This window comes from Pradoshia eiseniae (assembly GCF_002946355.1).
GTDB classification, from domain to species: domain Bacteria; phylum Bacillota; class Bacilli; order Bacillales; family Pradoshiaceae; genus Pradoshia; species Pradoshia eiseniae.
In genome coordinates this window covers 25,148-46,747 of record NZ_PKOZ01000013.1, presented here as the reverse complement: position 1 = coordinate 46,747, position 21,600 = coordinate 25,148, and the positions used below count along the sequence as shown (strand labels likewise).

Here is a 21,600-nt window from a genome sequence, read left to right as displayed (position 1 = left end):
ATGTCCCCGAAACCTTTTATTTAATAAAACCTTTGTAATGTCTCTTCACTAGCTGCGATTCTAATTGCTTCATTGTATCTAAGGCGACACCTACTACAATCAGAAGACTTGTTCCGCCAATTTGGGCAGAGGACGGAAGGTCAGCCAACTTAGTAAATAGTACCGGAAGTATAGCAATAAATGCAAGGAACAACGCCCCGACAAATGTCAAACGGTATAATACTCGAGTAAAGTATTCGCGAGTGGCATTACCCGGACGAATTCCTGGTACATATCCCCCTTGCTTCTTCAAGTTCTCGGACAGCTGTTCCGGATTGACTTGAATGAAAGCGTAGAAATAGGAGAAAGCAATGATCAAAGCAATGTAGAGAATCATCCCAACCGGGCGAGTGTAATCAAATGTATTCGTAATCCACGTAGTCACGCTATTCTCACCAAAGAAAGATGCGATCGTCGGTGGAGTGATGATGAAGGAAACAGCAAAGATTACCGGTATAACACCAGCAGAGTTAACTTTCAAAGGCAGGTGTGTGTTATGTCCACCAACCGGGCCCTTGCCAGCAACCTGCTTCGCATATTGGATAGGTACTTTTCTGTTTGCTTGCTGAATGAAGATAACTCCAACAATGATTGCGATGATTGCGAGAACAATCAAGGCCGCAATGACAATGTTAAGGAATAGTGCATCACCAGCATCTTCGAACATTGTTGCATATACTTGGTTAAGTGTAGAAGGGATTGCAGAAACAATACCTGCGAAGATAATGATCGAAATCCCATTTCCTACACCATTAGATGTGATTTGTTCACCGAGCCACAATAGGAATGCGGTTCCGGCTGTTAATACTGTCGCGATCAACAGATACGTCGTAATTCCTGGGTTTTCTATCAAAGCTCCATTAGCCATGTTGTTAAAACCGTATGACATACCGAGAGCTTGGATAAATCCAAGCACAATCGTTCCATAGCGGGTAAACTGAGCTAATTTACGCCGTCCAACTTCACCTTGCTTAGACCATTCAGCGAATTTAGGTACAACATCCATCTGCAAGAGCTGAATGATGATTGATGCCGTAATGTACGGCATGATACCCATCGCTAAAATGGAAAAGTTACTAAGAGCCCCGCCTCCGAAGAAGTTAAGAACTCCAAAAACGCTTAACTGATCGTTTAAAGCGAGAATGTCAGCATTCACACCCGGAACCGGTATGAAGGTTCCGATGCGATAAATGACAAGCATTGCAAGAGTGAAGAGAATTTTGTTCCTGATATCTTTCACTCGCATGAAATTACGTAATGTACGGAACATTAAATCACCTCAGTTTTACCGCCTGCGGCTTCAATCGCTTCTTTTGCAGCAGCAGAGAATTTATGAGCTTTTACAGTTAACTTTTTCTCTACATTACCTTTAGCAAGAATTTTGATTCCTGCTTTTTCGCTTTTAACAACGCCTGTTTCGATTAACAATTCAGGTGTTACTTCCGTACCATCTTCAAAGCGATTAAGTTTTTCTAAGTTTACTGCTGCAAATTCTTTACGATGAATGTTAGTGAATCCACGTTTTGGTAAACGTCTGAATAAAGGAGTTTGACCCCCTTCAAATCCAAGTCGAACACCGCCACCAGAGCGAGCGTTTTGACCTTTGTGACCTTTAGTCGCAGTTTTACCGTGACCAGAACCAATACCGCGGCCTACACGTTTGCGCGCTTTACGAGAACCTTCAGCAGGTTTTAATTCGTGAAGTTTCATGCTGGCACCTCCTTATATCAACGTTAGTTAGCATTAAATTTCTTTAACAGTTACAAGGTGTGAAACCTTGTTGATCATACCGCGAATAGCATCATTGTCGTTATGCACTACAGTTTGGTGCATTTTTTTAAGACCAAGAGTATTCACTGTTACGCGTTGGTCATCGGGACGGCCGATTAAACTACGCGTGAGGGTAATTTCCAATTTTTTAGCCATTTGATTTCCCTCCTTATCCTAACAGTTCCTCTACTGACTTACCACGCAATTTTGCCACTTCTTCAGCAGATTTCAATTGCTTGATACCATCGATAGTAGCACGAACCATATTGATTGGTGTGTTAGAGCCAAGAGACTTGGAAAGGATATCAGCAATACCTGCTAATTCAAGTACCGCACGAACTGGGCCACCAGCGATAACTCCAGTACCTTCAGAAGCTGGCTTCATTAGGATTTCACCAGATCCGAAACGTCCGATAACTTCGTGAGGAATTGTAACTCCAACCATTGGTACAGTCACCAAGTTTTTCTTCGCATCCTCGATAGCCTTGCGGATAGCATCAGGTACCTCTTGTGCTTTACCTGTACCAAATCCTACATGACCGTTCTTATCTCCTACTACTACTAGGGCAGTGAAACGGAAACGACGTCCGCCTTTTACTACTTTCGCAACGCGGTTAACCGTAACAACGCGTTCTTCTAGTTCTAATTTATTTGGATCAATGCGACGCATCTAATATGTCCCTCCTTTATCTATTAGAATTGTAATCCGTTTTCACGTGCAGCATCTGCAAGTGCTTGTATGCGTCCGTGGTATAAGTATCCTCCACGGTCAAAAACTACTTCGGAAACGCCTTTTTCTACAGCGCGTTTAGCGATTAGTGCGCCAACTGCTTTAGCTGCGTCCACATTGCTTGTGGCGTCAAGGCTAATTTCTTTATCAAGAGTTGATGCACTAGCCAATGTAACACCATTAGCATCATCAATAAGCTGTGCGTAAATGTGCTTATTGGATCGGAAAACATTCAAACGCGGACGAGTTGCAGTGCCAGCGAGCTTAGCGCGAACACGTGCATGTCTTTTCTTACGAGTAGCGTTTTTGTTAGCCTTCGTGATCATTTACGACACTCCTTTCCTAAGCTTTAGGGCCTTACTTACCTGTTTTACCTTCTTTACGACGAACATGTTCGCCTTCGTAACGAATACCTTTACCTTTGTAAGGTTCTGGTGGACGTACATCGCGGATGTTAGCAGCTAATGCGCCAACACGCTCTTTGTCAGTACCTTTGATGCTAATTTTTGTGTTAGCAGGAACTTCGATTTCGATTCCTTCTTCTGGTTCGATCTCTACCGGATGAGAATATCCTACATTCAATACAAGCTTTTTGCCTTGTTTTTGAGCACGATATCCGACACCGATCAACTCAAGGTTTCTTTCGAATCCTTTAGAGACACCTTCAACCATGTTTGCGATAATAGCGCGTGTAGTTCCGTGCAATGAACGATGAAGCTTCTCATCGCTTGGACGGTTTACAACTACGATATTATCTTCTACTTTAATTTCGATATCAGAGTGAAAAGTACGAGTCAATTCACCTTTTGGTCCTTTAACAGTTACTGTATTTCCGTTCAAAGTAACTGTAACTCCAGCTGGAATTTCTACAGGTTTTCTACCTACGCGGGACATTTCGTGCACCTCCATTCATAAGTGAAATGTTTATTACCATACGTACGCGATTACTTCTCCGCCAATTTTCTTAGCGCGTGCTTCTTTGTCAGAAATAACACCTTGAGAAGTAGACACGATTGCAATACCTAGTCCGTTTAATACGCGTGGAACATCATCTGCTTTAGCGTATACACGAAGACCTGGTTTACTGATACGTTTAATACCAGTGATTACGCGCTCATTGTTAGCGCCGTATTTTAAGAAGATACGCAAGATACCTTGCTTATTATCCTCGATGAATTCTACGTCACGGATGAAACCTTCACGTTTTAAGATATCAGCTACATCCTTTTTCATTTTGGAAGCTGGAACTTCCAATTTCTCGTGACGAACCATGTTCGCATTACGAATGCGAGTTAGCAAATCTGCAATTGGATCTGTCATTACCACAATGATAACCTCCTTCCCGTTTTCGGGTTTTACCAGCTAGCTTTTTTAACGCCTGGAATTTGTCCTTTATATGCTAGTTCACGGAAACAAATACGGCAAAGTTTAAATTTGCGGTATACAGAATGCGGACGACCACAACGTTCGCAACGTGTGTACTCTTGTACTTTAAACTTTTGTGTACGTTGTTGTTTCACGATCATTGATTTCTTAGCCACTTTTTCGCCTCCCTTATTTAGCGATTACTTTTGGAATGGCATTCCGAATTGACCTAGAAGCTCACGTGCTTCTTCGTCAGTATTAGCAGTCGTTACGATAACAATGTCCATGCCTCGAACTTTGTTTACTTTATCGTAGTCGATTTCAGGGAAAATCAGCTGTTCCTTTACACCTAAAGTGTAGTTTCCGCGGCCGTCGAATGCTTTTTTAGAGATTCCACGGAAGTCGCGTACACGTGGTAAGGATACGGAAATTAGTTTGTCAAGGAACTCATACATGCGCTCACCGCGAAGAGTTACTTTACAACCGATTGCCATGCCTTCACGAAGACGGAAACCAGCGATAGATTTTTTCGCTTTAGTGATTACTGGTTTTTGACCAGTGATCGTAGCCAATTCTTCTACAGCTGTGTCTAGAGCTTTCGCATTTTGAACGGCATCGCCGACACCCATGTTTACAACGATTTTTTCAAGCTTAGGAGCTTGCATGATAGAACTATAGTTGAACTTGCTCATAAGAGCAGGAGTAATTTCTTTTTGATATTTTTCCTTAAGGCGGTTCATTTCGTGTACCTCCCTTCGTTTATGACTTATTTATCTAAGGATTCACCTGATTTTTTTGCAACACGTACTTTTTTGCCGTCAACTGTTTGGTATCCTACGCGGGTAGGGTTCCCAGTTTTAGGGTCAATAATCATAACGTTGGAAACATGAATCGCTGCTTCCTGATCGAAAATTCCACCTTGTGGGTTCGCTTGGGAAGGTTTAGCGTGTTTCTTAACAATGTTTACACCTTCAACAAGAACGCGGTCTTTTTTAGGGTATGCTTCAAGCACTACACCTTGTTTACCTTTATCCTTGCCAGAGATGACGATAACTTTATCACCTTTTTTTACATGCACGAGATTCGCACCTCCTTGATCTTTCTCTATACAACGTTTATTAAAGAACTTCAGGAGCTAATGAAACGATTTTCATGAAGTTGTTGTCGCGTAGTTCACGAGCAACAGGTCCGAAAATACGTGTTCCACGAGGGCTCTTGTCATCACGAATAATCACGCATGCATTTTCGTCGAAGCGAATGTATGAACCATCTGTACGACGAACGCCGCGTTTAGTACGAACAACAACTGCCTTCACAACGTCACCTTTTTTAACAACGCCTCCTGGTGTTGCTTGTTTGACCGTACATACGATTACATCACCAATATTAGCTGTTTTTCTGCCAGAACCACCGAGAACTTTAATAGTAAGTACTTCACGAGCACCAGAGTTGTCAGCTACTTTCAAACGAGATTCCTGTTGAATCATCTGCGTAACCTCCCTTCGGAATTACTTAATCCGAAACATTTATATTAAATGATAACCGCTTTTTCTACAACTTCCACTAAACGGAAACGTTTAGTCGCGGACAATGGGCGAGTTTCCATAATCTTAACGATATCGCCAACTTTTGCTTCATTCATTTCATCATGAGCTTTGTATTTTTTGGAGTATTTCACGCGTTTGCCATACAAAGGATGTGTTTTCTTTGTTTCAACCACTACTGTGATCGTTTTATCCATTTTGTCGGATACAACACGGCCAGTGTATACTTTGCGCTGGTTGCGTTCACTCATCATGTGAACCTCCTCTCATTAATTGTTTACGCCGAGCTCTCTTTCACGTACAACTGTTTTCATACGAGCAATCGCTTTGCGAACTTCACGAATGCGCGCTGGGTTTTCCAATTGTCCAGTAGCAAGCTGGAAGCGAAGGTTGAAAAGCTCTTCTTTGAGTGCTTTAAGTTTTTGTTCTATTTCGGCAGTGGTTAAATCACGGATTTCATTAGATTTCATTCTGCTTCACCACCAATTTCTTCACGTTTTACAAACTTACATTTTACAGGAAGTTTGTGTGATGCTAGTCGAAGTGCTTCACGAGCTACCTCTTCAGATACTCCAGCAATTTCGAACATAATTTTACCTGGTTTTACTACTGCAACCCAGCCTTCTGGTGCCCCTTTACCGGAACCCATACGTACTTCTAAAGGTTTTGCAGTGTAAGGTTTGTGAGGGAAAATTTTAATCCAAACTTTACCGCCACGTTTCATATAACGAGTCATCGCGATACGTGCAGCTTCGATTTGACGGTTTGTAATCCAAGAAGCTTCAAGAGCTTGTAAACCGAATTCACCGAATGCAACTTCAGTACCGCCTTTAGCACGGCCTCTCATCTTTCCGCGGTGTTCACGGCGATGTTTTACGCGTTTAGGCAATAACATATTATTTTCCTCCTTCCACAGACTTCTTCTTAGCAGGAAGGACTTCTCCACGATAGATCCATACTTTTACTCCAAGCTTTCCGTAAGTTGTGTCCGCTTCTGCTGTTGCATAGTCAATGTCAGCACGAAGAGTATGAAGTGGAACAGTTCCTTCACTGTAGTGTTCAGCACGGGCGATGTCTGCTCCGCCTAAACGTCCAGATACTTGAGTTTTGATACCTTTTGCACCAGCGCGCATTGCACGTTGGATTGTTTGTTTTTGTGCACGACGGAAAGATACACGGTTTTCTAATTGACGCGCGATGTTTTCCGCTACTAGTTTAGCGTCCAAATCAGCTCTCTTGATTTCGATGATGTTGATGTGAACACGTTTTTCAGTTAATTGGTTAAGTGCTTTACGAAGCGCTTCAACTTCTGTACCACCTTTACCGATAACCATACCAGGCTTCGCAGTGTGGATAGAAATGTTCACGCGGTTTGCAGCACGTTCGATTTCGATTTTAGAAACAGATGCATCGTTAAGACGCTTCATAATGTACTCACGTACTTTAAGGTCTTCATGCAAAAGTTTTGCGTAGTCTTTGTCTGCGAACCATTTGGATTCCCAATCACGGATGATCCCGATACGCATACCGACCGGATTTACCTTTTGACCCACGGATTATCCCTCCTTCTTTTCTGATACAACGATTGTGATGTGGCTTGTGCGTTTGTTAATTGCGCTTGCGCGACCCATAGCACGAGGACGGAAACGTTTAAGTGTTGGTCCTTCGTTTGCGTATGCTTCAGAAACAACAAGTGTATTAACGTCCATATCGTAGTTGTGTTCTGCGTTTGCCATAGCAGATTTCAATACTTTTTCGATGATTGGAGAAGCTGCTTTCGGAGTGTAGTTAAGAATAGCAATTGCTTCACCTACTTGCTTACCTCGGATTAGATCTAGTACTAAACGAGCTTTACGAGGAGCAATACGAACTGTTCTTGCAACAGCTTTTGCTTGCATAATTTATGCCTCCTCTCTGGATTAACGTCTTGTTTTCTTATCGTCTCCGGCATGACCTTTGTAAGCGCGAGTTGGTGCGAATTCACCGAACTTGTGGCCTACCATGTCTTCCGTAACATAAACTGGTACGTGTTTGCGTCCATCGTATACAGCAACTGTATGTCCGATGAATTGTGGGAAGATTGTAGAACGTCTTGACCAAGTTTTGATAACTTGTTTCTTGTCAGCTTCGTTCAATGCTTCAACCTTCTTCATGAGATGATCGTCAACAAATGGTCCTTTTTTTAGGCTGCGACCCATGATTGTGCCTCCCTTCGTGATTGCCCTACGGTTCTGTTATCGAACCGTAGTACAACCGCGTTATTTTTTACGACGACGAACGATAAACTTGTCTGTTTTGTTCTTTTTCTTACGAGTTTTAAGACCAAGAGCAGGTTTGCCCCAAGGTGTCATTGGAGATTTACGTCCGATAGGTGCTCTACCTTCACCACCACCGTGTGGGTGATCAACTGGGTTCATTACAGAACCACGTACAGTAGGGCGTTTGCCTAACCAACGAGAACGACCGGCTTTACCGATGTTGATTAGTTCGTGTTGCTCGTTACCTACTTGACCGATAGTCGCACGGCAAGTAGAAAGAATCATACGAACCTCTCCAGAGTTAAGACGTACAAGAACGTAGCGTCCCTCTTTACCTAATACTTGAGCGGAAGTTCCTGCAGAACGGACTAATTGTCCACCTTTGCCAGGTTTCAACTCGATATTGTGGATAACAGTACCCACTGGAATGTTTATTAATGGAAGAGCGTTACCTACTTTGATGTCCGCTTCAGAACCAGACATGATTTCCATGCCCACTTCCAAGTTTTTCGGAGCAATAATGTAACGTTTTTCCCCGTCAACATAGTTGATTAATGCAATGTTAGCAGAACGGTTTGGATCGTACTCGATAGTAGCAACGCGTCCTGGAATGCCATCTTTATCACGTTTGAAGTCGATGATACGGTATTGGCGCTTGTGACCGCCACCTTGATGACGAACAGTTAACTTACCTTGGTTGTTGCGGCCGCCCTTTTTGTGTAAAGGTGCAAGCAATGATTTTTCCGGTCTGTCTGTAGTGATCTCAGCGAAATCGGAAGTAGTCATTCCGCGACGACCATTAGTGGTAGGTTTGTAATGTTTAATCGCCATGTTGTGTTCCCTCCTTTTCTTTTAAAATTATGCTTCGAAGAATTCGATTTCTTTGCTATCAGCAGTTAGCTTAACAATCGCTTTACGGCGTTTGTTTGTATATCCAGCATGTCTACCCATGCGTTTGAATTTACCTTTGTAGTTCATAACGTTAACTTTTTCAACTTTTACGTCAAAGATTTCTTCAACAGCATCTTTGATTTGAGTTTTGTTAGCTCTAACGTCAACTTCGAAAGTGTATTTCTTATCAGCCATGATGTCAGCTGAGAATTCTGTGATCACGGGGCGCTTAATAATATCGCGTGCTTCCATTATCCAAGCACCTCCTCTATTTTTTCAACAGCTGCTTTAGTCATGATTAATTTCTCATGTCCAACAACCTCTAGTACGTTGATTGAGTTTGCATCAACAACAGTTACTCCAGGAATGTTGCGGCCAGATAATGCTACGTTTTCGTCTACATCAGCAGTAACGATCAACGCTTTTTTGCTTTCAGTATTCAAGCCTTTTAATACAGCTGTGAATTCTTTAGTTTTTGGTGCTTCGAAGCTCAAAGCATCAAGAACGATCATGTTTTCTTCGTTAACTTTCGCAGAAAGAACGGATTTAATCGCTAAACGACGTACTTTCTTAGGAAGTTTGTAAGCATAGCCTCTTGGTGTAGGTCCGAAAACAACACCACCGCCGCGCCATTGTGGTGAACGGATAGAGCCTTGACGAGCACGACCAGTTCCTTTTTGACGCCATGGTTTACGGCCACCGCCGCTTACTTCAGAGCGGTTTTTAACTTTATGTGTACCTTGACGCAAAGAAGCTCTTTGCATAAGGATTGCTTCAGTTACTACGTTCTCATTTGGTTCGATGCCAAATACGGACTCGTTAAGCTCGATATCGCCAACTTGAGCGCCGCTTTGGTTTAAAAGAGCAATTTTCGGCATTGCAATTTTCCTCCTTTCTCGTTAGATTAGTTCGCTTTTACCGCACTTTTGATTTTTAGCAAAGCTTTTTTAGGTCCAGGAACGTTACCTTTGATAAGGATTACGTTACGTTCTGCATCAACCTTAACGATTTGAAGGTTTTGTACAGTGATTTGAGTTCCACCCATGCGTCCAGCAAGTTTTTTACCTTTGAATACACGGTTTGGAGCAACTGGTCCCATTGAACCAGGACGACGATGGTAACGAGATCCGTGAGCCATTGGTCCACGAGCTTGGCCGTGACGTTTGATTGGTCCTTGGAAACCTTTACCTTTCGAGATTCCTGTTACATCTACGATTTCGCCTTCAGCGAAAATATCAACTTTGACTTCCTGACCTACCTCATAAGTGTTGAGGTCTGCATCGCGGAATTCGCGAGTGAAGCGCTTAGGAGCAGTGTTTGCTTTTTCAGCGTGTCCTTTTTCCGGCTTGTTCGCAAGCTTCTCACGAAGATCTTCGAAACCAAGCTGGATTGCTTCGTAACCGTCGTTTTCGACAGTTTTCTTTTGAAGAACAACGTTAGGTACTGCTTCAACAACTGTTACCGGGATAAGTTCACCGTTCTCAGCAAATACTTGAGTCATACCAATTTTTCTTCCTAAGATTCCTTTGGTCATTTCGTCACACCTCCTGTAAGTATGTTTGTTTTATTTGATCAAGCGATTATAATTTGATTTCGATATCGACGCCAGACGGCAAATCTAAACGCATTAGAGAATCTACAGTTTGTGGTGTAGGGTTCACAATGTCGATTAGACGTTTGTGCGTACGCATTTCGAATTGCTCACGAGAATCTTTGTATTTATGAACCGCACGTAGGATCGTGTATACGTTTCTTTCAGTCGGAAGTGGAATCGGACCAGAAACGGCTGCACCAGAACGTTTTGCAGTTTCTACAATTTTCTCAGCGGATTGATCAAGAATCCTGTGATCGTAAGCTTTTAAACGGATGCGAATCTTTTGTTTTGCCATTATTTTCCCTCCTTTATCGCCTATTTTTGTAATAGACATTCTCCGCGGAAATCTCCTCACACACTCGCCATGGCAAAGCGGCCGGGTGTGTCAGCAACCTTCCACATCATCGCAATGAAAAGACCAACATTGTCTATTATACCTAATGTATATCAATTATGCAATAGCTAAATATCAATTTCGGTCTCAACACTTTTATAAGTATACATGCTCATATCTTCATAATCAAGTTTTCTGTATGCTTTCCAACATTCTACTAAGAGAGGGCGAAATAAGGATAATTCCCTTTAGCTAGAGGCCTTCAAAAAAAGAACCGCATCGCTTAGATACGGCTATGAATACTCTCATATATAACTGACAGAAATACGAGTTCCTTCTATAATAAAGTATATTTATTGGAGGAAGCCATGAAGGTATAAAAGAGAGAACTCTTTGCCTGAGAATTGCTTAATTCGTTTCTTTGTGAGCGCGTTCCAATCTGCCCTCGTAATATAGCTTGTCCCTGTATGTATTGTGAGGTCAGCCTCTCGCAACAACAGCTGCTTTGCTTTCAATCCTTTTGCGATGACATATTGTTCATCTGCATGAAGACCAATCGCAACTTTTTGCTGTTTAAGCATACCCTTTTCGAGTACGATTGCCTTGTTATGCTTTACCGCCTTGTCAAGAATCGTTGGACCTGTCATTTCCTTTAAGGTTATATCTGCGTTCATATGAGCACCAATACGGATGGGCACAGTCTCAGTCTCAGCCCTTGCTGCTTCTTCATTAGGGGCAGACTCAGGGACCTCTCCCTCCGCTTTCAATTCCCCACTCGGTTCTTCATTTCCATCCTCATTCGAACCTTCCGCTGATTGACCTGTATCATCTTCATCTGTTGGTTCATCTAAGGTCCCGTCCTCACCAGCAGCTGCCCCTTCATCAATCTCAATGGTCACTGGATATTGACTTTGTCCATCGCTATCAGCCAGGTCTTCCGGGTATGTACCCACGTCAATAACGGTTCCAAGAACGCTGTTAGACCTCAGATATTCAGGGTAAAGCATAACAGATTGTCCTGCCTCCACCTGATGGATATGCTCTTCCCCAACATAGGCAATCGCCCATAAAGGATTGATTGAGGCAATCGTCAATATCGGTTCTCCGTCAGAACGGCTTGTGCCATGCACCTTTGTAACGATTCCAGCAACTTCACTTTCAACAACTGTTTCCGAAGAGGCTTCCGTTAGAGCATCAATCTTTGCCTGATTATTGGCTTGCTCTAATTCAATCTGCTTCACACTGTACTCTATATTATTAATTTCATATTGGATAGGGCGTGTTTGGTCATAAGAAGGATGGACATGCTGATCGTCCTCATCTTGCCCATCAATATCAGGCAATGACTCAGTCTCGCTCATCTCCTCTTCCAGCACAGCTTTATCCTCAAGAAGCTTTTCCTTTTTTAACTCTAATTCATCGTTTGCATGTTTCAGGGCGTCCGCTTCTGCTTGTGATGACTCGTTCACATACTCAACAAGCGGTGTGCCCTCCTCAATATGCTGGCCCTCCTCTACAAGGACTGATTTAATCTCGCCTCTCTCATTCTCTGCGTATACATAGCTAACAGAAGATGGCTCAATAACTCCATCTGTCCCAAAAGTGGTCTTTAAGGTCTTCTCCTTTGGAGATATTGGCTCAGAAATAAGAACAGTGCGGTCTACATCGCTATCCCTCTCAAGCAAAACAATGTTGACGGTCAGGAACAGAATAATTAGTAAGGTAATCAATAAGTAATGTTTACGTTTCATAGGCTCACCTTCAACGTATGAATAAGTGTACTTGTAGCAGTTGTGAATAGTATGTAAATAATCCAGGAGAGGCTAATTGCCGCGAATACTTTCCTCCTATTAAAGCCCATTCCTTTATAAAGAAGCCTGTATTGACTCCACGCGGCCCAGATGACGAATACTGTCATTTCTGCACCTAGCATAATCCAAAATGTCTGCCCTATCAGTGATTGGGCGATTACACCCAGGCCAAGTGGTGATGAATGCTCGGGCACACGAAGCAGAATCATCATAATTAACTCGACGGTCTTCCCAAGCAGCATGATCACAAGCGGCATCAATTGCATACGCCACACCGCCCCATAATTCAGCTCTTCAAAAACAAGCCAGATGAGGATTGAGAAAAAAAGCGTGAAGCACAGCGGTGCAAGGATACCAGCTGTTGCCTTTCCCAGCAGAAATATTCCCTTGGCCGTTTCCCATCTGCCCTCAGCAGTCTGCTCCATCACAGCTGAAAAAGATTCGCTCCCCACCCCTAAATAACCGCTGAAACCAGCAAGAAGAAGGCTGTAGAGGATAAGGGAAGTAAAATAAGTACTGTATTGACGTATGGACATTGGTTGTCTTATTTCCCGTTTATATTCATACGGGGTAATTGCTGATCGAATCGTCTCTAACATTGCGATCCTCCATAATCCAAAATTATCCTTCTATGTTATTGTATCTCAATTTTTAGATTGGAGAAAGCTATAGCTTATTGACAGCCTTAGTTTGTTTTGAGCATAAAAAAAAGCAGGCAGTCATAATGACTGCCTGCTTTAATAGCGTTAGCTATTATTATTCAGTGATTGTAGAAACTACGCCAGCGCCTACAGTACGTCCGCCTTCACGAATAGAGAACTTAGTTCCTTCTTCGATCGCAACTGGAGCGATAAGTTCAACAGACATTTCGATGTTGTCGCCAGGCATAACCATTTCAGTTCCTTCTGGAAGGTTAACAACACCAGTTACGTCAGTTGTACGGAAGTAGAATTGTGGACGGTAGTTAGAGAAGAATGGAGTGTGACGTCCGCCTTCTTCTTTAGACAATACGTAAACTTCTGCTTTGAATTTAGTGTGTGGGTTGATAGTACCTGGTTTAGCAAGTACTTGACCACGTTGGATTTCTTCACGGGATACACCACGAAGAAGGGCACCAATGTTGTCACCAGCTTCAGCGTAATCAAGAAGCTTACGGAACATTTCTACACCTGTTACAGTTGTAGATTTTGGTTCTTCAGCAAGACCGATGATTTCAACAACGTCACCAACTTTAACTTGACCACGTTCTACACGGCCAGTTGCAACTGTACCACGACCAGTGATAGAGAATACGTCCTCTACTGGCATCATGAATGGTTTTTCAGTGTCACGAGTTGGAGTTGGGATGTACTCATCAACAGCGCTCATAAGTTCTTTGATTTTTTCTTCCCACTCAGCTTCACCTTCAAGAGCTTTAAGAGCAGAACCTTTGATAACAGGGATGTCATCGCCAGGGAAATCGTATTCAGAAAGAAGGTCACGGATTTCCATTTCTACTAGTTCAAGAAGTTCTTCGTCGTCTACCATGTCACATTTGTTCATGAATACAACAAGGTAAGGTACACCTACTTGACGAGAAAGAAGGATGTGCTCACGAGTTTGTGGCATTGGGCCGTCAGCAGCGGATACAACAAGGATACCGCCGTCCATTTGAGCTGCACCAGTGATCATGTTTTTAACATAGTCAGCGTGTCCTGGGCAGTCAACGTGTGCGTAGTGACGGTTGTCAGTTTCGTACTCAACGTGTGCAGTAGAGATTGTGATACCACGTTCTCTTTCTTCTGGAGCACCGTCGATTTGGTCATATGCACGTGCTTCTGCTTGGCCAGATTTAGCAAGTACAGAAGTGATTGCAGCTGTAAGAGTAGTTTTACCATGGTCAACGTGACCGATAGTTCCGATATTAACGTGTGGTTTAGAACGATCAAATTTAGCTTTTGCCATTTTAGGATTTCCTCCTTTAGTATAAGAAAATTGATTATTAATACTATGTGTGCCAAGATGACGACCGCAGTCGTTATCTTGGCTTACATAAGTAGTTATACTTTAATAAAGCGTGAAAATCAATTATTCACCTTTATTTTTTTTGATGATTTCTTCAGCGATGCTCTTAGGAACTTCTTCGTAGTGATCGAAAGTCATAGAGAATACACCGCGACCTTGAGTGTTGGAACGCAATGTAGTTGCGTAACCGAACATTTCAGATAGAGGTACCATTGCACGAACAACTTGTGCGTTACCGCGTGCTTCCATACCTTCTACACGTCCGCGACGAGCAGTGATGTTACCCATGATGTCACCCATGTACTCTTCAGGGATTACAACTTCTACACTCATCATCGGCTCAAGGATAACTGGGTTACATTTAGAAGCTGCATTTTTAAGAGCCATGGATGCAGCAACTTTAAACGCCATCTCAGAGGAGTCAACGTCATGGTAAGAACCATCGAATAGTTTCGCTTTGATGTCGATTAATGGGTATCCTGCTACTACACCACGATCAAGCGCGTCTTCAAGACCTGCTTGTACAGCTGGGATGTATTCACGAGGGACAACCCCACCAACGATTGCGTTTTCGAATTCGAAGCCTTTTCCTTCTTCATTAGGTGAGAACTCAATCCAAACGTGACCGTATTGTCCACGACCACCAGATTGGCGAGCAAACTTACCTTCAACTTGTGCAGTACCGCGGAATGTTTCACGGTAAGCAACTTGAGGAGCACCAACGTTTGCTTCTACTTTGAACTCACGACGCATACGGTCTACTAAGATATCTAAGTGAAGCTCACCCATACCTTCGATGATCGTTTGGCCAGTTTCCTGGTCAGTGTGAGCACGGAAAGTAGGATCTTCCTCTTGAAGTTTTTGAAGAGCAGTAGACATTTTGTCTTGGTCTGCTTTAGATTTTGGCTCGATTGAAAGGGAGATAACTGGCTCTGGGAACTCCATGGATTCCAAGATAACTAGGTTCTTCTCTTCACATAAAGTATCTCCAGTTGTAGTATCTTTTAGACCTACAGCAGCCGCGATATCTCCAGCGTATACTTGGCTGATCTCTTGACGAGAGTTAGCGTGCATTTGCAGGATACGACCTACACGTTCACGTTTACCCTTCGTAGAGTTTTGTACATAAGAACCTGCGTTCAAAGTACCAGAGTATACACGGAAGAATGTCAATTTACCGACATAAGGGTCAGTCATAACTTTGAAAGCAAGCGCTGAGAAAGGCTCGCTGTCATCAGAATGACGTTCCACTACTTCATCTGAATCCGGAAGAGTACCTTTGATTGCAGGTACATCTAATGGAGATGGAAGATAGTCGATAACTGCATCTAGCATTAATTGAACACCTTTGTTTTTGAAGGCAGAACCACAGATAACTGGGTAGAATTCAACGTTAACAGTACCTTTACGGATAGCTGCTTTCAATTCCTCTTTAGTGATTTCTTCACCGCCAAGGTATTTTTCCATTAATTCTTCGTCAATTTCTGCAACTGCTTCGATTAACTTTTCACGGTATTCTTCAGCTAGTGGCATATGTTCTTCAGGAATTTCACGAACTTCGATGTCTGTTCCAAGGTCATTGCCGTAGAATACTGCGTTCATCTCAACAAGGTCGATGATCGCTTCGAAGTCATCTTCAGCACCAATTGGAAGCTGAATTGGGTGTGCATTCGCTTGAAGACGCTCATGCAAAGTTTTTACGGAGTATAAGAAATCAGCACCGATTTTGTCCATTTTGTTGACGAAAACAACACGTGGTACTCCGTAAGTAGTAGCTTGGCGCCAAACTGTTTCAGTTTGCGGCTCAACACCGGATTGCGCATCAAGTACAGCTACTGCACCATCAAGTACACGAAGGGAACGTTCAACTTCAACTGTGAAGTCTACGTGTCCTGGAGTGTCGATGATGTTTACGCGGTGACCTTTCCATTGTGCAGTTGTTGCAGCAGATGTAATTGTGATACCGCGTTCTTGTTCTTGTTCCATCCAGTCCATTTGGGAAGCACCTTCGTGTGTTTCACCAATTTTGTGGATACGACCAGTGTAATACAATACACGCTCAGTAGTAGTCGTTTTACCGGCATCAATGTGTGCCATGATACCGATATTACGAGTATTTTCTAAGGAGAACTCTCTAGCCATTGGGTCTTTCTCCTTCCTTCTGATATATAGATTTTTAGTAGATTAAAAATTACCAACGGTAATGAGCGAAAGCTTTGTTAGCTTCAGCCATTTTGTGTGTATCTTCGCGTTTTTTCACAGAAGCGCCAGTGTTGTTAGCTGCATCCATGATTTCGTTAGCTAAACGCTCTTCCATCGTTTTTTCACCACGAAGACGAGCATAGTTTACTAACCAGCGAAGTCCTAGAGTCGTACGGCGGTCAGGGCGAACCTCAACTGGTACTTGGTAGTTAGCGCCACCCACACGGCGTGCTCTAACTTCTAGAACTGGCATGATATTTTTAAGCGCTTGGTCGAAAACTTCCATTGGCTCTTTACCAGTACGCTCGCTTACGATATCGAAAGCAGCATAAAGGATTTTTTGGGAAGTTCCTCTTTTTCCATCGATCATCATTTTGTTGATCAATTTAGTTACAAGCTTGGAATTATAAATCGGATCAGGTAATACATCTCTTTTTGAAACAGGTCCTTTACGAGGCATATTTTGTTCCTCCTTTCAAAGAAGTGGTTATTTTTTGTGAATTATTTTTTCGCTGCTTTAGGTTTTTTAGTACCGTATTTAGAACGACCTTGCATACGGTTGTTAACACCAGCAGTATCAAGAGCACCACGTACGATATGGTAACGTACACCCGGAAGGTCTTTTACACGTCCTCCGCGGATAAGTACAACGCTGTGTTCTTGCAAGTTGTGGCCGATACCAGGAATGTAAGCAGTAACCTCGATTCCATTAGTCAAACGTACACGCGCATATTTACGAAGCGCGGAGTTCGGTTTCTTTGGAGTCATAGTACCCACACGAGTACATACCCCACGTTTTTGTGGAGATGATACGTTAGTTTGGGATTTTTTGAAGCTGTTGTAGCCTTTATTCAAAGCTGGAGACTTTGATTTTTCTTCTTTAGATTTACGTGGCTTACGTACCAATTGGTTAATAGTTGGCATGATGTTTCCTCCCTTCAAAATTGGTTCCCCTAGTCCCACACATCCAGGTGGTTCATAAAAGGGTAAAAACAAAGTTTTTGCATCAACTGCAAAAACAGTTTTCTATTTCATAATGACAACAGCTGCTGCTCCAACATCAATTTTGCATGCTTTTCCGAGCAACCTCATTGAGTCTACATATTCGACTGGCACTGAGTACTCATTAGCAGTATCGATGACTTTTGCTGTGACACGTGAATCCGCATCAAGCGCGATCACGACTGCTTCTGCATTACCTGTGCGCAGAGCTTTCACTGTTTGTTTCGTCCCTATTATCAGGTTTTGGGCCTGAGATACTTTTTCATAAGACATTGATGTATATCCTCCAAAGTAACAGGTTAATAGGAGCACCTTTGCTATAGTAACACTTTCAAATCGTTCATGTCAACAACCGCACCAAAAAAACTTGATGTTTTTGATTGTTGGCTGGAATAAAAGCAGCCAGATTCGAAAATCTGGCTGCTGATCTCCAGTCATATGACTTATTCAGCCGTAACGGTTTCTTCTTTCTCTGTTAATACAGGAACTGCTTTGCGATAGCGTTGCATACCTGTACCAGCAGGGATCAGCTTACCGATAATAACGTTCTCTTTGAGACCGAGCAACTCATCACGTTTTCCTTTGATTGCAGCATCTGTAAGAACACGAGTTGTTTCTTGGAAGGATGCAGCAGACAAGAAGGAATCAGTTTCAAGAGATGCTTTTGTAATACCGAGCAATACTGGACGAGCAGTAGCTGGGTTCTTGCCTTTAAGAAGCGCATCCCGGTTTGCTTGCGTGAATTGATGAATATCTAGCAGCGTGCCTGGAAGCACATCCGTTTCACCTGCATCGATGACACGGATTTTCTTAAGCATTTGACGAACCATTACCTCTACGTGTTTGTCGCCGATTTCTACCCCTTGCATGCGGTATACTTTTTGAACTTCTTTCAAGAGGTACTCTTGTACAGAACGTACATTTGTCACTTTGAGAAGCTCTTTCGGATCAATTGAACCTTCTGTAAGCTCTTGACCCGGAACAACCATATCGTTGACATTCACTTTCAAGCGGGCAGAGTATGGAGCTGTGTATGAACGGCTTTCCACTGCACCCTGAATCGTGATTTCTTGTTGTTTGTCACGAATCTCATTAATAGAAACAACTGTTCCTTCAATTTCGGAGATAACAGCTTGCCCTTTAGGATTACGTGCTTCAAACAACTCCTGAATACGCGGAAGACCTTGTGTGATATCGTCTCCGGCAACCCCGCCCGTATGGAATGTACGCATTGTCAACTGTGTACCTGGTTCACCGATGGATTGAGCCGCGATGATACCAACAGCTTCTCCAACTTCAACCTCTTGGCCAGTTGCAAGATTGCGTCCATAACATTTCTTACATACGCCGTGGCGCGTATTACATGTGAAGGCAGAGCGGATGGACACTTCTTCAATGCCAAGCTCTTCAATCTTCTGAGCGAGATCTTCTGTAAAGATTTCATTCTCATTGATGAGCACTTCACCTGTTTCAGGATGTTTAACTTTCTTCCTTGCATAACGTCCGACTAGACGCTCTTCAAGGCGTTCAATAACCTCTGTGCCATCTTTCAAGGCTTTAACAACCAAGCCGCGGTCTGTTCCACAGTCATCCTCGCGAACGATAACATCCTGTGCAACGTCAACCAAACGTCTTGTTAAGTAACCGGAGTCAGCTGTTTTCAGCGCTGTATCGGCAAGACCTTTACGCGCACCGTGAGTGGAGATGAAGTATTCCAATACGGTTAAGCCTTCACGGAAACTTGACTTGATAGGGAGCTCGATGATACGACCAGCCGGGTTGGCCATCAAACCACGCATACCAGCAAGCTGCGTGAAGTTAGACGCGTTACCACGGGCACCGGAGTCACTCATCATAAAGATTGGGTTCAAGTGGTGCAAGGATGCCATCAGCTTGCTTTGGATATCATCCTTCGCTTCACTCCAGATGGAGATAACACGATCATAACGCTCTTCTTCCGTGATAAGACCACGTCTGAATTGCTTCATGACACCGTCAACCTTTGTTTGAGCTTTATCAAGAATCTCTTGTTTCTCTGGTAATACGACGATATCTGCAACCCCTACCGTAATACCGGCACGAGTAGAGTATTTAAATCCTAGGTCCTTCATGCGGTCAAGCATTTTGGACGTTTCAGTGATTTTGAAACGCTTGAATACTTCCGCGATGATGTTTCCGAGAATTTTCTTCTTGAACGGTTGGATTCTTTCGCGCTCTGCGAAGATTTCCTTCACGTTTGCACCCTTTTCAACGAAGTACTTCTCTGGCGTTTTTTCTTCCAGATTGGAGCGAGTCGGCTCGTTGATATACGGGAATGTTTCAGGAAGAATTTCATTGAAAATCAATTTACCGACAGTTGTCAGCAATAATTGTTTGTTTTGTTCTTCCGTGAATGTTTGGTTATTTAAAGAACTTGCATGTACAGCTACACGTGTATGCAAGTGAACATATCCATTTTGGTAAGCAAGGATGGCTTCATTTGTATCATTGAAGATCATACCCTCGCCCACTGCGCCTGGTCTTTCCATCGTTAGATAGTAGTTACCAAGAACCATATCCTGAGATGGCGTAACAACCGGTTTTCCATCCTTAGGGTTAAGGATGTTTTGGGCTGCTAGCATAAGAAGGCGAGCTTCAGCTTGAGCTTCTGCAGATAAAGGTACGTGAACGGCCATTTGGTCACCGTCGAAGTCAGCGTTGTACGCTGTACATACGAGCGGATGCAGACGGATCGCACGACCTTCAACCAATGTTGGCTCAAACGCTTGGATACCCAAACGGTGAAGCGTAGGGGCACGGTTTAAAAGAACTGGATGCTCCTTAATAACCTCTTCAAGCACATCCCAAATATCCGGAGAATGTCTTTCGATCTTTCTCTTAGCGGATTTAATGTTGTGTGCCAATCCTTTTTCAACTAGCTCTTTCATTACGAAAGGCTTGAATAGCTCAATCGCCATTTCTTTAGGCAGACCGCATTGATACATTTTAAGGTTCGGACCTACGACGATAACGGAACGTCCGGAGTAGTCAACACGTTTACCAAGTAAGTTCTGACGGAAACGGCCTTGTTTCCCTTTAAGCATGTGGGAAAGAGACTTAAGCGGACGGTTACCTGGTCCTGTTACCGGACGGCCGCGGCGTCCATTGTCGATTAAGGCATCAACTGCTTCCTGCAGCATACGTTTTTCGTTTTGAACGATGATGCTAGGAGCGCCTAAGTCAAGAAGGCGTTTCAAACGGTTGTTACGGTTGATGACACGACGATATAGATCGTTCAAGTCACTTGTCGCAAAACGACCGCCGTCAAGCTGAACCATTGGACGAAGCTCCGGCGGAATAACCGGAAGCACGTCAAGAATCATCCAAGAAGGCTCATTTCCTGAGTTACGGAATGCTTCCAATACTTCAAGGCGTTTGATTGCACGTGTACGACGCTGTCCTTGAGCTGTTTTCAATTCCTCTTTCAATGCGTCTACTTCTTTGTTGAGGTCTACGTCTTGAAGAAGCTTTTTAATGGATTCAGCACCCATTCCAGCTTGGAATTTGCTGCCGTATTTATCGCGGTAAGCACGGTATTCTTTCTCAGAAAGAAGCTGTTTCTTCTCAAGAGCAGTATCGCCTGCTTCTGTTACAACGTAAGAAGCGAAGTAGATAACCTCTTCAAGCGCACGCGGGGACATATCTAAAACAAGGCCCATACGGCTAGGAATACCTTTGAAGTACCAGATATGGGAGACAGGAGCGGCCAATTCAATATGACCCATGCGCTCACGTCTCACCTTTGCTCTAGTTACCTCTACGCCACAGCGGTCACATACAACACCTTTGTAACGTACTCTTTTATATTTACCGCAGTGGCATTCCCAGTCCTTTGTAGGACCGAAAATGCGCTCACAGAACAAACCATCTTTTTCAGGTTTTAGTGTACGGTAGTTAATTGTTTCTGGCTTTTTCACTTCTCCGAAAGACCAAGAGCGAATCTTATCCGGTGAAGCAAGGCCTATTTTCATATACTCAAAATTATTTACATCCAACAAGGGGCCTACCTCCCTTTCT

General features: G+C 43.2%; 30 protein-coding genes. All 30 read right to left on the bottom strand.

Annotated features, from left to right (window positions below; all coding sequences use genetic code 11):
• Positions 1-16: 16 nt before the first annotated feature.
• Complete coding sequence (secY, locus tag CYL18_RS15900) at positions 17-1,309, bottom strand: preprotein translocase subunit SecY (protein WP_104850503.1); 1,293 nt, start codon at positions 1,307-1,309, stop codon at positions 17-19.
• A complete protein-coding gene (gene rplO / locus CYL18_RS15895; protein ID WP_049672527.1) occupies positions 1,309-1,749 on the bottom strand; it encodes a 50S ribosomal protein L15 in 441 nt (146 codons plus the stop codon). The genes secY and rplO overlap by 1 nt, the downstream gene beginning before the upstream one ends.
• Before the next feature lie 33 nt (positions 1,750-1,782).
• Entirely contained in the window at positions 1,783-1,965 is a 183-nt protein-coding gene (gene rpmD, locus CYL18_RS15890; RefSeq protein ID WP_104850502.1) for a 50S ribosomal protein L30, read from the bottom strand.
• A 13-nt stretch (positions 1,966-1,978) separates the two neighbouring features.
• Complete coding sequence (gene rpsE, locus CYL18_RS15885; RefSeq protein ID WP_049672529.1) at positions 1,979-2,479, bottom strand: 30S ribosomal protein S5; 501 nt, start codon at positions 2,477-2,479, stop codon at positions 1,979-1,981.
• Positions 2,480-2,502: 23 nt separating this feature from the next.
• A complete protein-coding gene (gene rplR, locus CYL18_RS15880) occupies positions 2,503-2,865 on the bottom strand; it encodes a 50S ribosomal protein L18 (RefSeq protein WP_104850501.1) in 363 nt (120 codons plus the stop codon).
• A gap of 31 nt (positions 2,866-2,896) precedes the next feature.
• Positions 2,897-3,433, bottom strand: coding sequence for a 50S ribosomal protein L6 (gene rplF / locus CYL18_RS15875; RefSeq protein WP_104850500.1), 537 nt, complete (start codon positions 3,431-3,433; stop codon positions 2,897-2,899).
• 33 nt (positions 3,434-3,466) lie between these two features.
• Entirely contained in the window at positions 3,467-3,865 is a 399-nt protein-coding gene (rpsH, locus tag CYL18_RS15870; protein WP_104850499.1) for a 30S ribosomal protein S8, read from the bottom strand.
• 29 nt (positions 3,866-3,894) lie between these two features.
• Positions 3,895-4,080 (bottom strand): 30S ribosomal protein S14, encoded by a 186-nt coding sequence (rpsN, locus tag CYL18_RS15865; RefSeq protein WP_008406949.1) that lies wholly within the window; start codon positions 4,078-4,080, stop codon positions 3,895-3,897.
• A gap of 24 nt (positions 4,081-4,104) precedes the next feature.
• Positions 4,105-4,644 (bottom strand): 50S ribosomal protein L5, encoded by a 540-nt coding sequence (rplE, locus tag CYL18_RS15860; protein WP_104850498.1) that lies wholly within the window; start codon positions 4,642-4,644, stop codon positions 4,105-4,107.
• A gap of 26 nt (positions 4,645-4,670) precedes the next feature.
• Positions 4,671-4,982, bottom strand: a complete 312-nt coding sequence (rplX, locus tag CYL18_RS15855) for a 50S ribosomal protein L24 (RefSeq protein ID WP_049672534.1) — start codon at positions 4,980-4,982, stop codon at positions 4,671-4,673.
• Between the two features lie 40 nt (positions 4,983-5,022).
• Positions 5,023-5,391, bottom strand: coding sequence for a 50S ribosomal protein L14 (gene rplN, locus CYL18_RS15850; RefSeq protein ID WP_049672535.1), 369 nt, complete (start codon positions 5,389-5,391; stop codon positions 5,023-5,025).
• Positions 5,392-5,435: 44 nt separating this feature from the next.
• Positions 5,436-5,699 (bottom strand): 30S ribosomal protein S17, encoded by a 264-nt coding sequence (gene rpsQ, locus CYL18_RS15845; protein ID WP_049672536.1) that lies wholly within the window; start codon positions 5,697-5,699, stop codon positions 5,436-5,438.
• An 18-nt stretch (positions 5,700-5,717) separates the two neighbouring features.
• On the bottom strand, positions 5,718-5,918 hold the full coding sequence (gene rpmC / locus CYL18_RS15840; RefSeq protein WP_049672537.1) for a 50S ribosomal protein L29: 201 nt from the start codon (positions 5,916-5,918) through the stop codon (positions 5,718-5,720).
• Positions 5,915-6,343 (bottom strand): 50S ribosomal protein L16, encoded by a 429-nt coding sequence (gene rplP / locus CYL18_RS15835; protein WP_049672538.1) that lies wholly within the window; start codon positions 6,341-6,343, stop codon positions 5,915-5,917. Before rplP ends, rpmC begins: the two co-directional genes overlap by 4 nt.
• Position 6,344: 1 nt before the next feature.
• Entirely contained in the window at positions 6,345-7,001 is a 657-nt protein-coding gene (rpsC, locus tag CYL18_RS15830; protein ID WP_049672539.1) for a 30S ribosomal protein S3, read from the bottom strand.
• A 3-nt stretch (positions 7,002-7,004) separates the two neighbouring features.
• Positions 7,005-7,346, bottom strand: a complete 342-nt coding sequence (rplV, locus tag CYL18_RS15825) for a 50S ribosomal protein L22 (protein WP_104850497.1) — start codon at positions 7,344-7,346, stop codon at positions 7,005-7,007.
• 21 nt (positions 7,347-7,367) lie between these two features.
• Positions 7,368-7,646, bottom strand: coding sequence for a 30S ribosomal protein S19 (gene rpsS, locus CYL18_RS15820; RefSeq protein ID WP_104850496.1), 279 nt, complete (start codon positions 7,644-7,646; stop codon positions 7,368-7,370).
• A gap of 60 nt (positions 7,647-7,706) precedes the next feature.
• On the bottom strand, positions 7,707-8,537 hold the full coding sequence (rplB, locus tag CYL18_RS15815) for a 50S ribosomal protein L2 (RefSeq protein ID WP_104850495.1): 831 nt from the start codon (positions 8,535-8,537) through the stop codon (positions 7,707-7,709).
• Between the two features lie 27 nt (positions 8,538-8,564).
• The gene (gene rplW / locus CYL18_RS15810) at positions 8,565-8,849 is read right to left on the bottom strand and encodes a 50S ribosomal protein L23 (protein WP_104850494.1); all 285 of its coding nucleotides are present in this window, start codon (positions 8,847-8,849) and stop codon (positions 8,565-8,567) included.
• On the bottom strand, positions 8,849-9,475 hold the full coding sequence (rplD, locus tag CYL18_RS15805; protein ID WP_104850493.1) for a 50S ribosomal protein L4: 627 nt from the start codon (positions 9,473-9,475) through the stop codon (positions 8,849-8,851). Before rplD ends, rplW begins: the two co-directional genes overlap by 1 nt.
• 26 nt (positions 9,476-9,501) lie before the next feature.
• The gene (gene rplC, locus CYL18_RS15800) at positions 9,502-10,131 is read right to left on the bottom strand and encodes a 50S ribosomal protein L3 (RefSeq protein WP_104850492.1); all 630 of its coding nucleotides are present in this window, start codon (positions 10,129-10,131) and stop codon (positions 9,502-9,504) included.
• Positions 10,132-10,177: 46 nt separating this feature from the next.
• Positions 10,178-10,486: a 30S ribosomal protein S10 gene (gene rpsJ / locus CYL18_RS15795; RefSeq protein WP_049672546.1), complete on the bottom strand. Its 309-nt coding sequence runs from the start codon at positions 10,484-10,486 to the stop codon at positions 10,178-10,180.
• 392 nt (positions 10,487-10,878) lie between these two features.
• Complete coding sequence (locus CYL18_RS15790) at positions 10,879-12,276, bottom strand: efflux RND transporter periplasmic adaptor subunit (RefSeq protein WP_104850491.1); 1,398 nt, start codon at positions 12,274-12,276, stop codon at positions 10,879-10,881.
• Complete coding sequence (locus tag CYL18_RS15785) at positions 12,273-12,935, bottom strand: hypothetical protein (RefSeq protein ID WP_104850490.1); 663 nt, start codon at positions 12,933-12,935, stop codon at positions 12,273-12,275. Before CYL18_RS15785 ends, CYL18_RS15790 begins: the two co-directional genes overlap by 4 nt.
• Positions 12,936-13,092: 157 nt before the next feature.
• Complete coding sequence (gene tuf / locus CYL18_RS15780; protein WP_104850489.1) at positions 13,093-14,280, bottom strand: elongation factor Tu; 1,188 nt, start codon at positions 14,278-14,280, stop codon at positions 13,093-13,095.
• 123 nt (positions 14,281-14,403) lie between these two features.
• Positions 14,404-16,482, bottom strand: coding sequence for an elongation factor G (fusA, locus tag CYL18_RS15775; protein WP_104850488.1), 2,079 nt, complete (start codon positions 16,480-16,482; stop codon positions 14,404-14,406).
• Positions 16,483-16,531: 49 nt separating this feature from the next.
• A complete protein-coding gene (rpsG, locus tag CYL18_RS15770) occupies positions 16,532-17,002 on the bottom strand; it encodes a 30S ribosomal protein S7 (RefSeq protein ID WP_049672551.1) in 471 nt (156 codons plus the stop codon).
• Between the two features lie 41 nt (positions 17,003-17,043).
• On the bottom strand, positions 17,044-17,466 hold the full coding sequence (gene rpsL, locus CYL18_RS15765) for a 30S ribosomal protein S12 (RefSeq protein WP_049672552.1): 423 nt from the start codon (positions 17,464-17,466) through the stop codon (positions 17,044-17,046).
• A gap of 102 nt (positions 17,467-17,568) precedes the next feature.
• The gene (locus CYL18_RS15760; protein WP_104850487.1) at positions 17,569-17,817 is read right to left on the bottom strand and encodes a 50S ribosomal protein L7ae-like protein; all 249 of its coding nucleotides are present in this window, start codon (positions 17,815-17,817) and stop codon (positions 17,569-17,571) included.
• 170 nt (positions 17,818-17,987) lie between these two features.
• Positions 17,988-21,581 carry a DNA-directed RNA polymerase subunit beta' gene (gene rpoC, locus CYL18_RS15755; RefSeq protein WP_104850486.1) on the bottom strand — a complete coding sequence of 1,198 codons (3,594 nt, stop codon included), beginning with the start codon at positions 21,579-21,581 and terminating at the stop codon, positions 17,988-17,990.
• Between the last annotated feature and the right edge of the window lie 19 nt (positions 21,582-21,600).

What these genes read in the sequence shown, in the direction of transcription:
- rpsJ (WP_049672546.1), bottom strand. Translation starts at nt 10,486, where the DNA reads ATGGCAAAACAAAAGATTCGCATCCGTTTAAAAGCTTACGATCACAGG.
- rpsG (WP_049672551.1), bottom strand. Translation starts at nt 17,002, where the DNA reads ATGCCTCGTAAAGGACCTGTTTCAAAAAGAGATGTATTACCTGATCCG.
- rpsS (WP_104850496.1), bottom strand. Translation starts at nt 7,646, where the DNA reads ATGGGTCGCAGCCTAAAAAAAGGACCATTTGTTGACGATCATCTCATG.
- rplB (WP_104850495.1), bottom strand. Translation starts at nt 8,537, where the DNA reads ATGGCGATTAAACATTACAAACCTACCACTAATGGTCGTCGCGGAATG.
- rplN (WP_049672535.1), bottom strand. Translation starts at nt 5,391, where the DNA reads ATGATTCAACAGGAATCTCGTTTGAAAGTAGCTGACAACTCTGGTGCT.
- rplF (WP_104850500.1), bottom strand. Translation starts at nt 3,433, where the DNA reads ATGTCCCGCGTAGGTAGAAAACCTGTAGAAATTCCAGCTGGAGTTACA.
- rplR (WP_104850501.1), bottom strand. Translation starts at nt 2,865, where the DNA reads ATGATCACGAAGGCTAACAAAAACGCTACTCGTAAGAAAAGACATGCA.
- CYL18_RS15760 (WP_104850487.1), bottom strand. Translation starts at nt 17,817, where the DNA reads ATGTCTTATGAAAAAGTATCTCAGGCCCAAAACCTGATAATAGGGACG.
- rplD (WP_104850493.1), bottom strand. Translation starts at nt 9,475, where the DNA reads ATGCCGAAAATTGCTCTTTTAAACCAAAGCGGCGCTCAAGTTGGCGAT.
- rpmD (WP_104850502.1), bottom strand. Translation starts at nt 1,965, where the DNA reads ATGGCTAAAAAATTGGAAATTACCCTCACGCGTAGTTTAATCGGCCGT.
- rplE (WP_104850498.1), bottom strand. Translation starts at nt 4,644, where the DNA reads ATGAACCGCCTTAAGGAAAAATATCAAAAAGAAATTACTCCTGCTCTT.
- rplW (WP_104850494.1), bottom strand. Translation starts at nt 8,849, where the DNA reads ATGGAAGCACGCGATATTATTAAGCGCCCCGTGATCACAGAATTCTCA.
- secY (WP_104850503.1), bottom strand. Translation starts at nt 1,309, where the DNA reads ATGTTCCGTACATTACGTAATTTCATGCGAGTGAAAGATATCAGGAAC.
- rplO (WP_049672527.1), bottom strand. Translation starts at nt 1,749, where the DNA reads ATGAAACTTCACGAATTAAAACCTGCTGAAGGTTCTCGTAAAGCGCGC.
- tuf (WP_104850489.1), bottom strand. Translation starts at nt 14,280, where the DNA reads ATGGCAAAAGCTAAATTTGATCGTTCTAAACCACACGTTAATATCGGA.
- CYL18_RS15790 (WP_104850491.1), bottom strand. Translation starts at nt 12,276, where the DNA reads ATGAAACGTAAACATTACTTATTGATTACCTTACTAATTATTCTGTTC.
- rpsL (WP_049672552.1), bottom strand. Translation starts at nt 17,466, where the DNA reads ATGCCAACTATTAACCAATTGGTACGTAAGCCACGTAAATCTAAAGAA.
- rpsQ (WP_049672536.1), bottom strand. Translation starts at nt 5,699, where the DNA reads ATGAGTGAACGCAACCAGCGCAAAGTATACACTGGCCGTGTTGTATCC.
- rpmC (WP_049672537.1), bottom strand. Translation starts at nt 5,918, where the DNA reads ATGAAATCTAATGAAATCCGTGATTTAACCACTGCCGAAATAGAACAA.
- rplC (WP_104850492.1), bottom strand. Translation starts at nt 10,131, where the DNA reads ATGACCAAAGGAATCTTAGGAAGAAAAATTGGTATGACTCAAGTATTT.
- CYL18_RS15785 (WP_104850490.1), bottom strand. Translation starts at nt 12,935, where the DNA reads ATGTTAGAGACGATTCGATCAGCAATTACCCCGTATGAATATAAACGG.
- rpsE (WP_049672529.1), bottom strand. Translation starts at nt 2,479, where the DNA reads ATGCGTCGCATTGATCCAAATAAATTAGAACTAGAAGAACGCGTTGTT.
- fusA (WP_104850488.1), bottom strand. Translation starts at nt 16,482, where the DNA reads ATGGCTAGAGAGTTCTCCTTAGAAAATACTCGTAATATCGGTATCATG.
- rplV (WP_104850497.1), bottom strand. Translation starts at nt 7,346, where the DNA reads ATGCAAGCAAAAGCTGTTGCAAGAACAGTTCGTATTGCTCCTCGTAAA.
- rplP (WP_049672538.1), bottom strand. Translation starts at nt 6,343, where the DNA reads ATGTTATTGCCTAAACGCGTAAAACATCGCCGTGAACACCGCGGAAAG.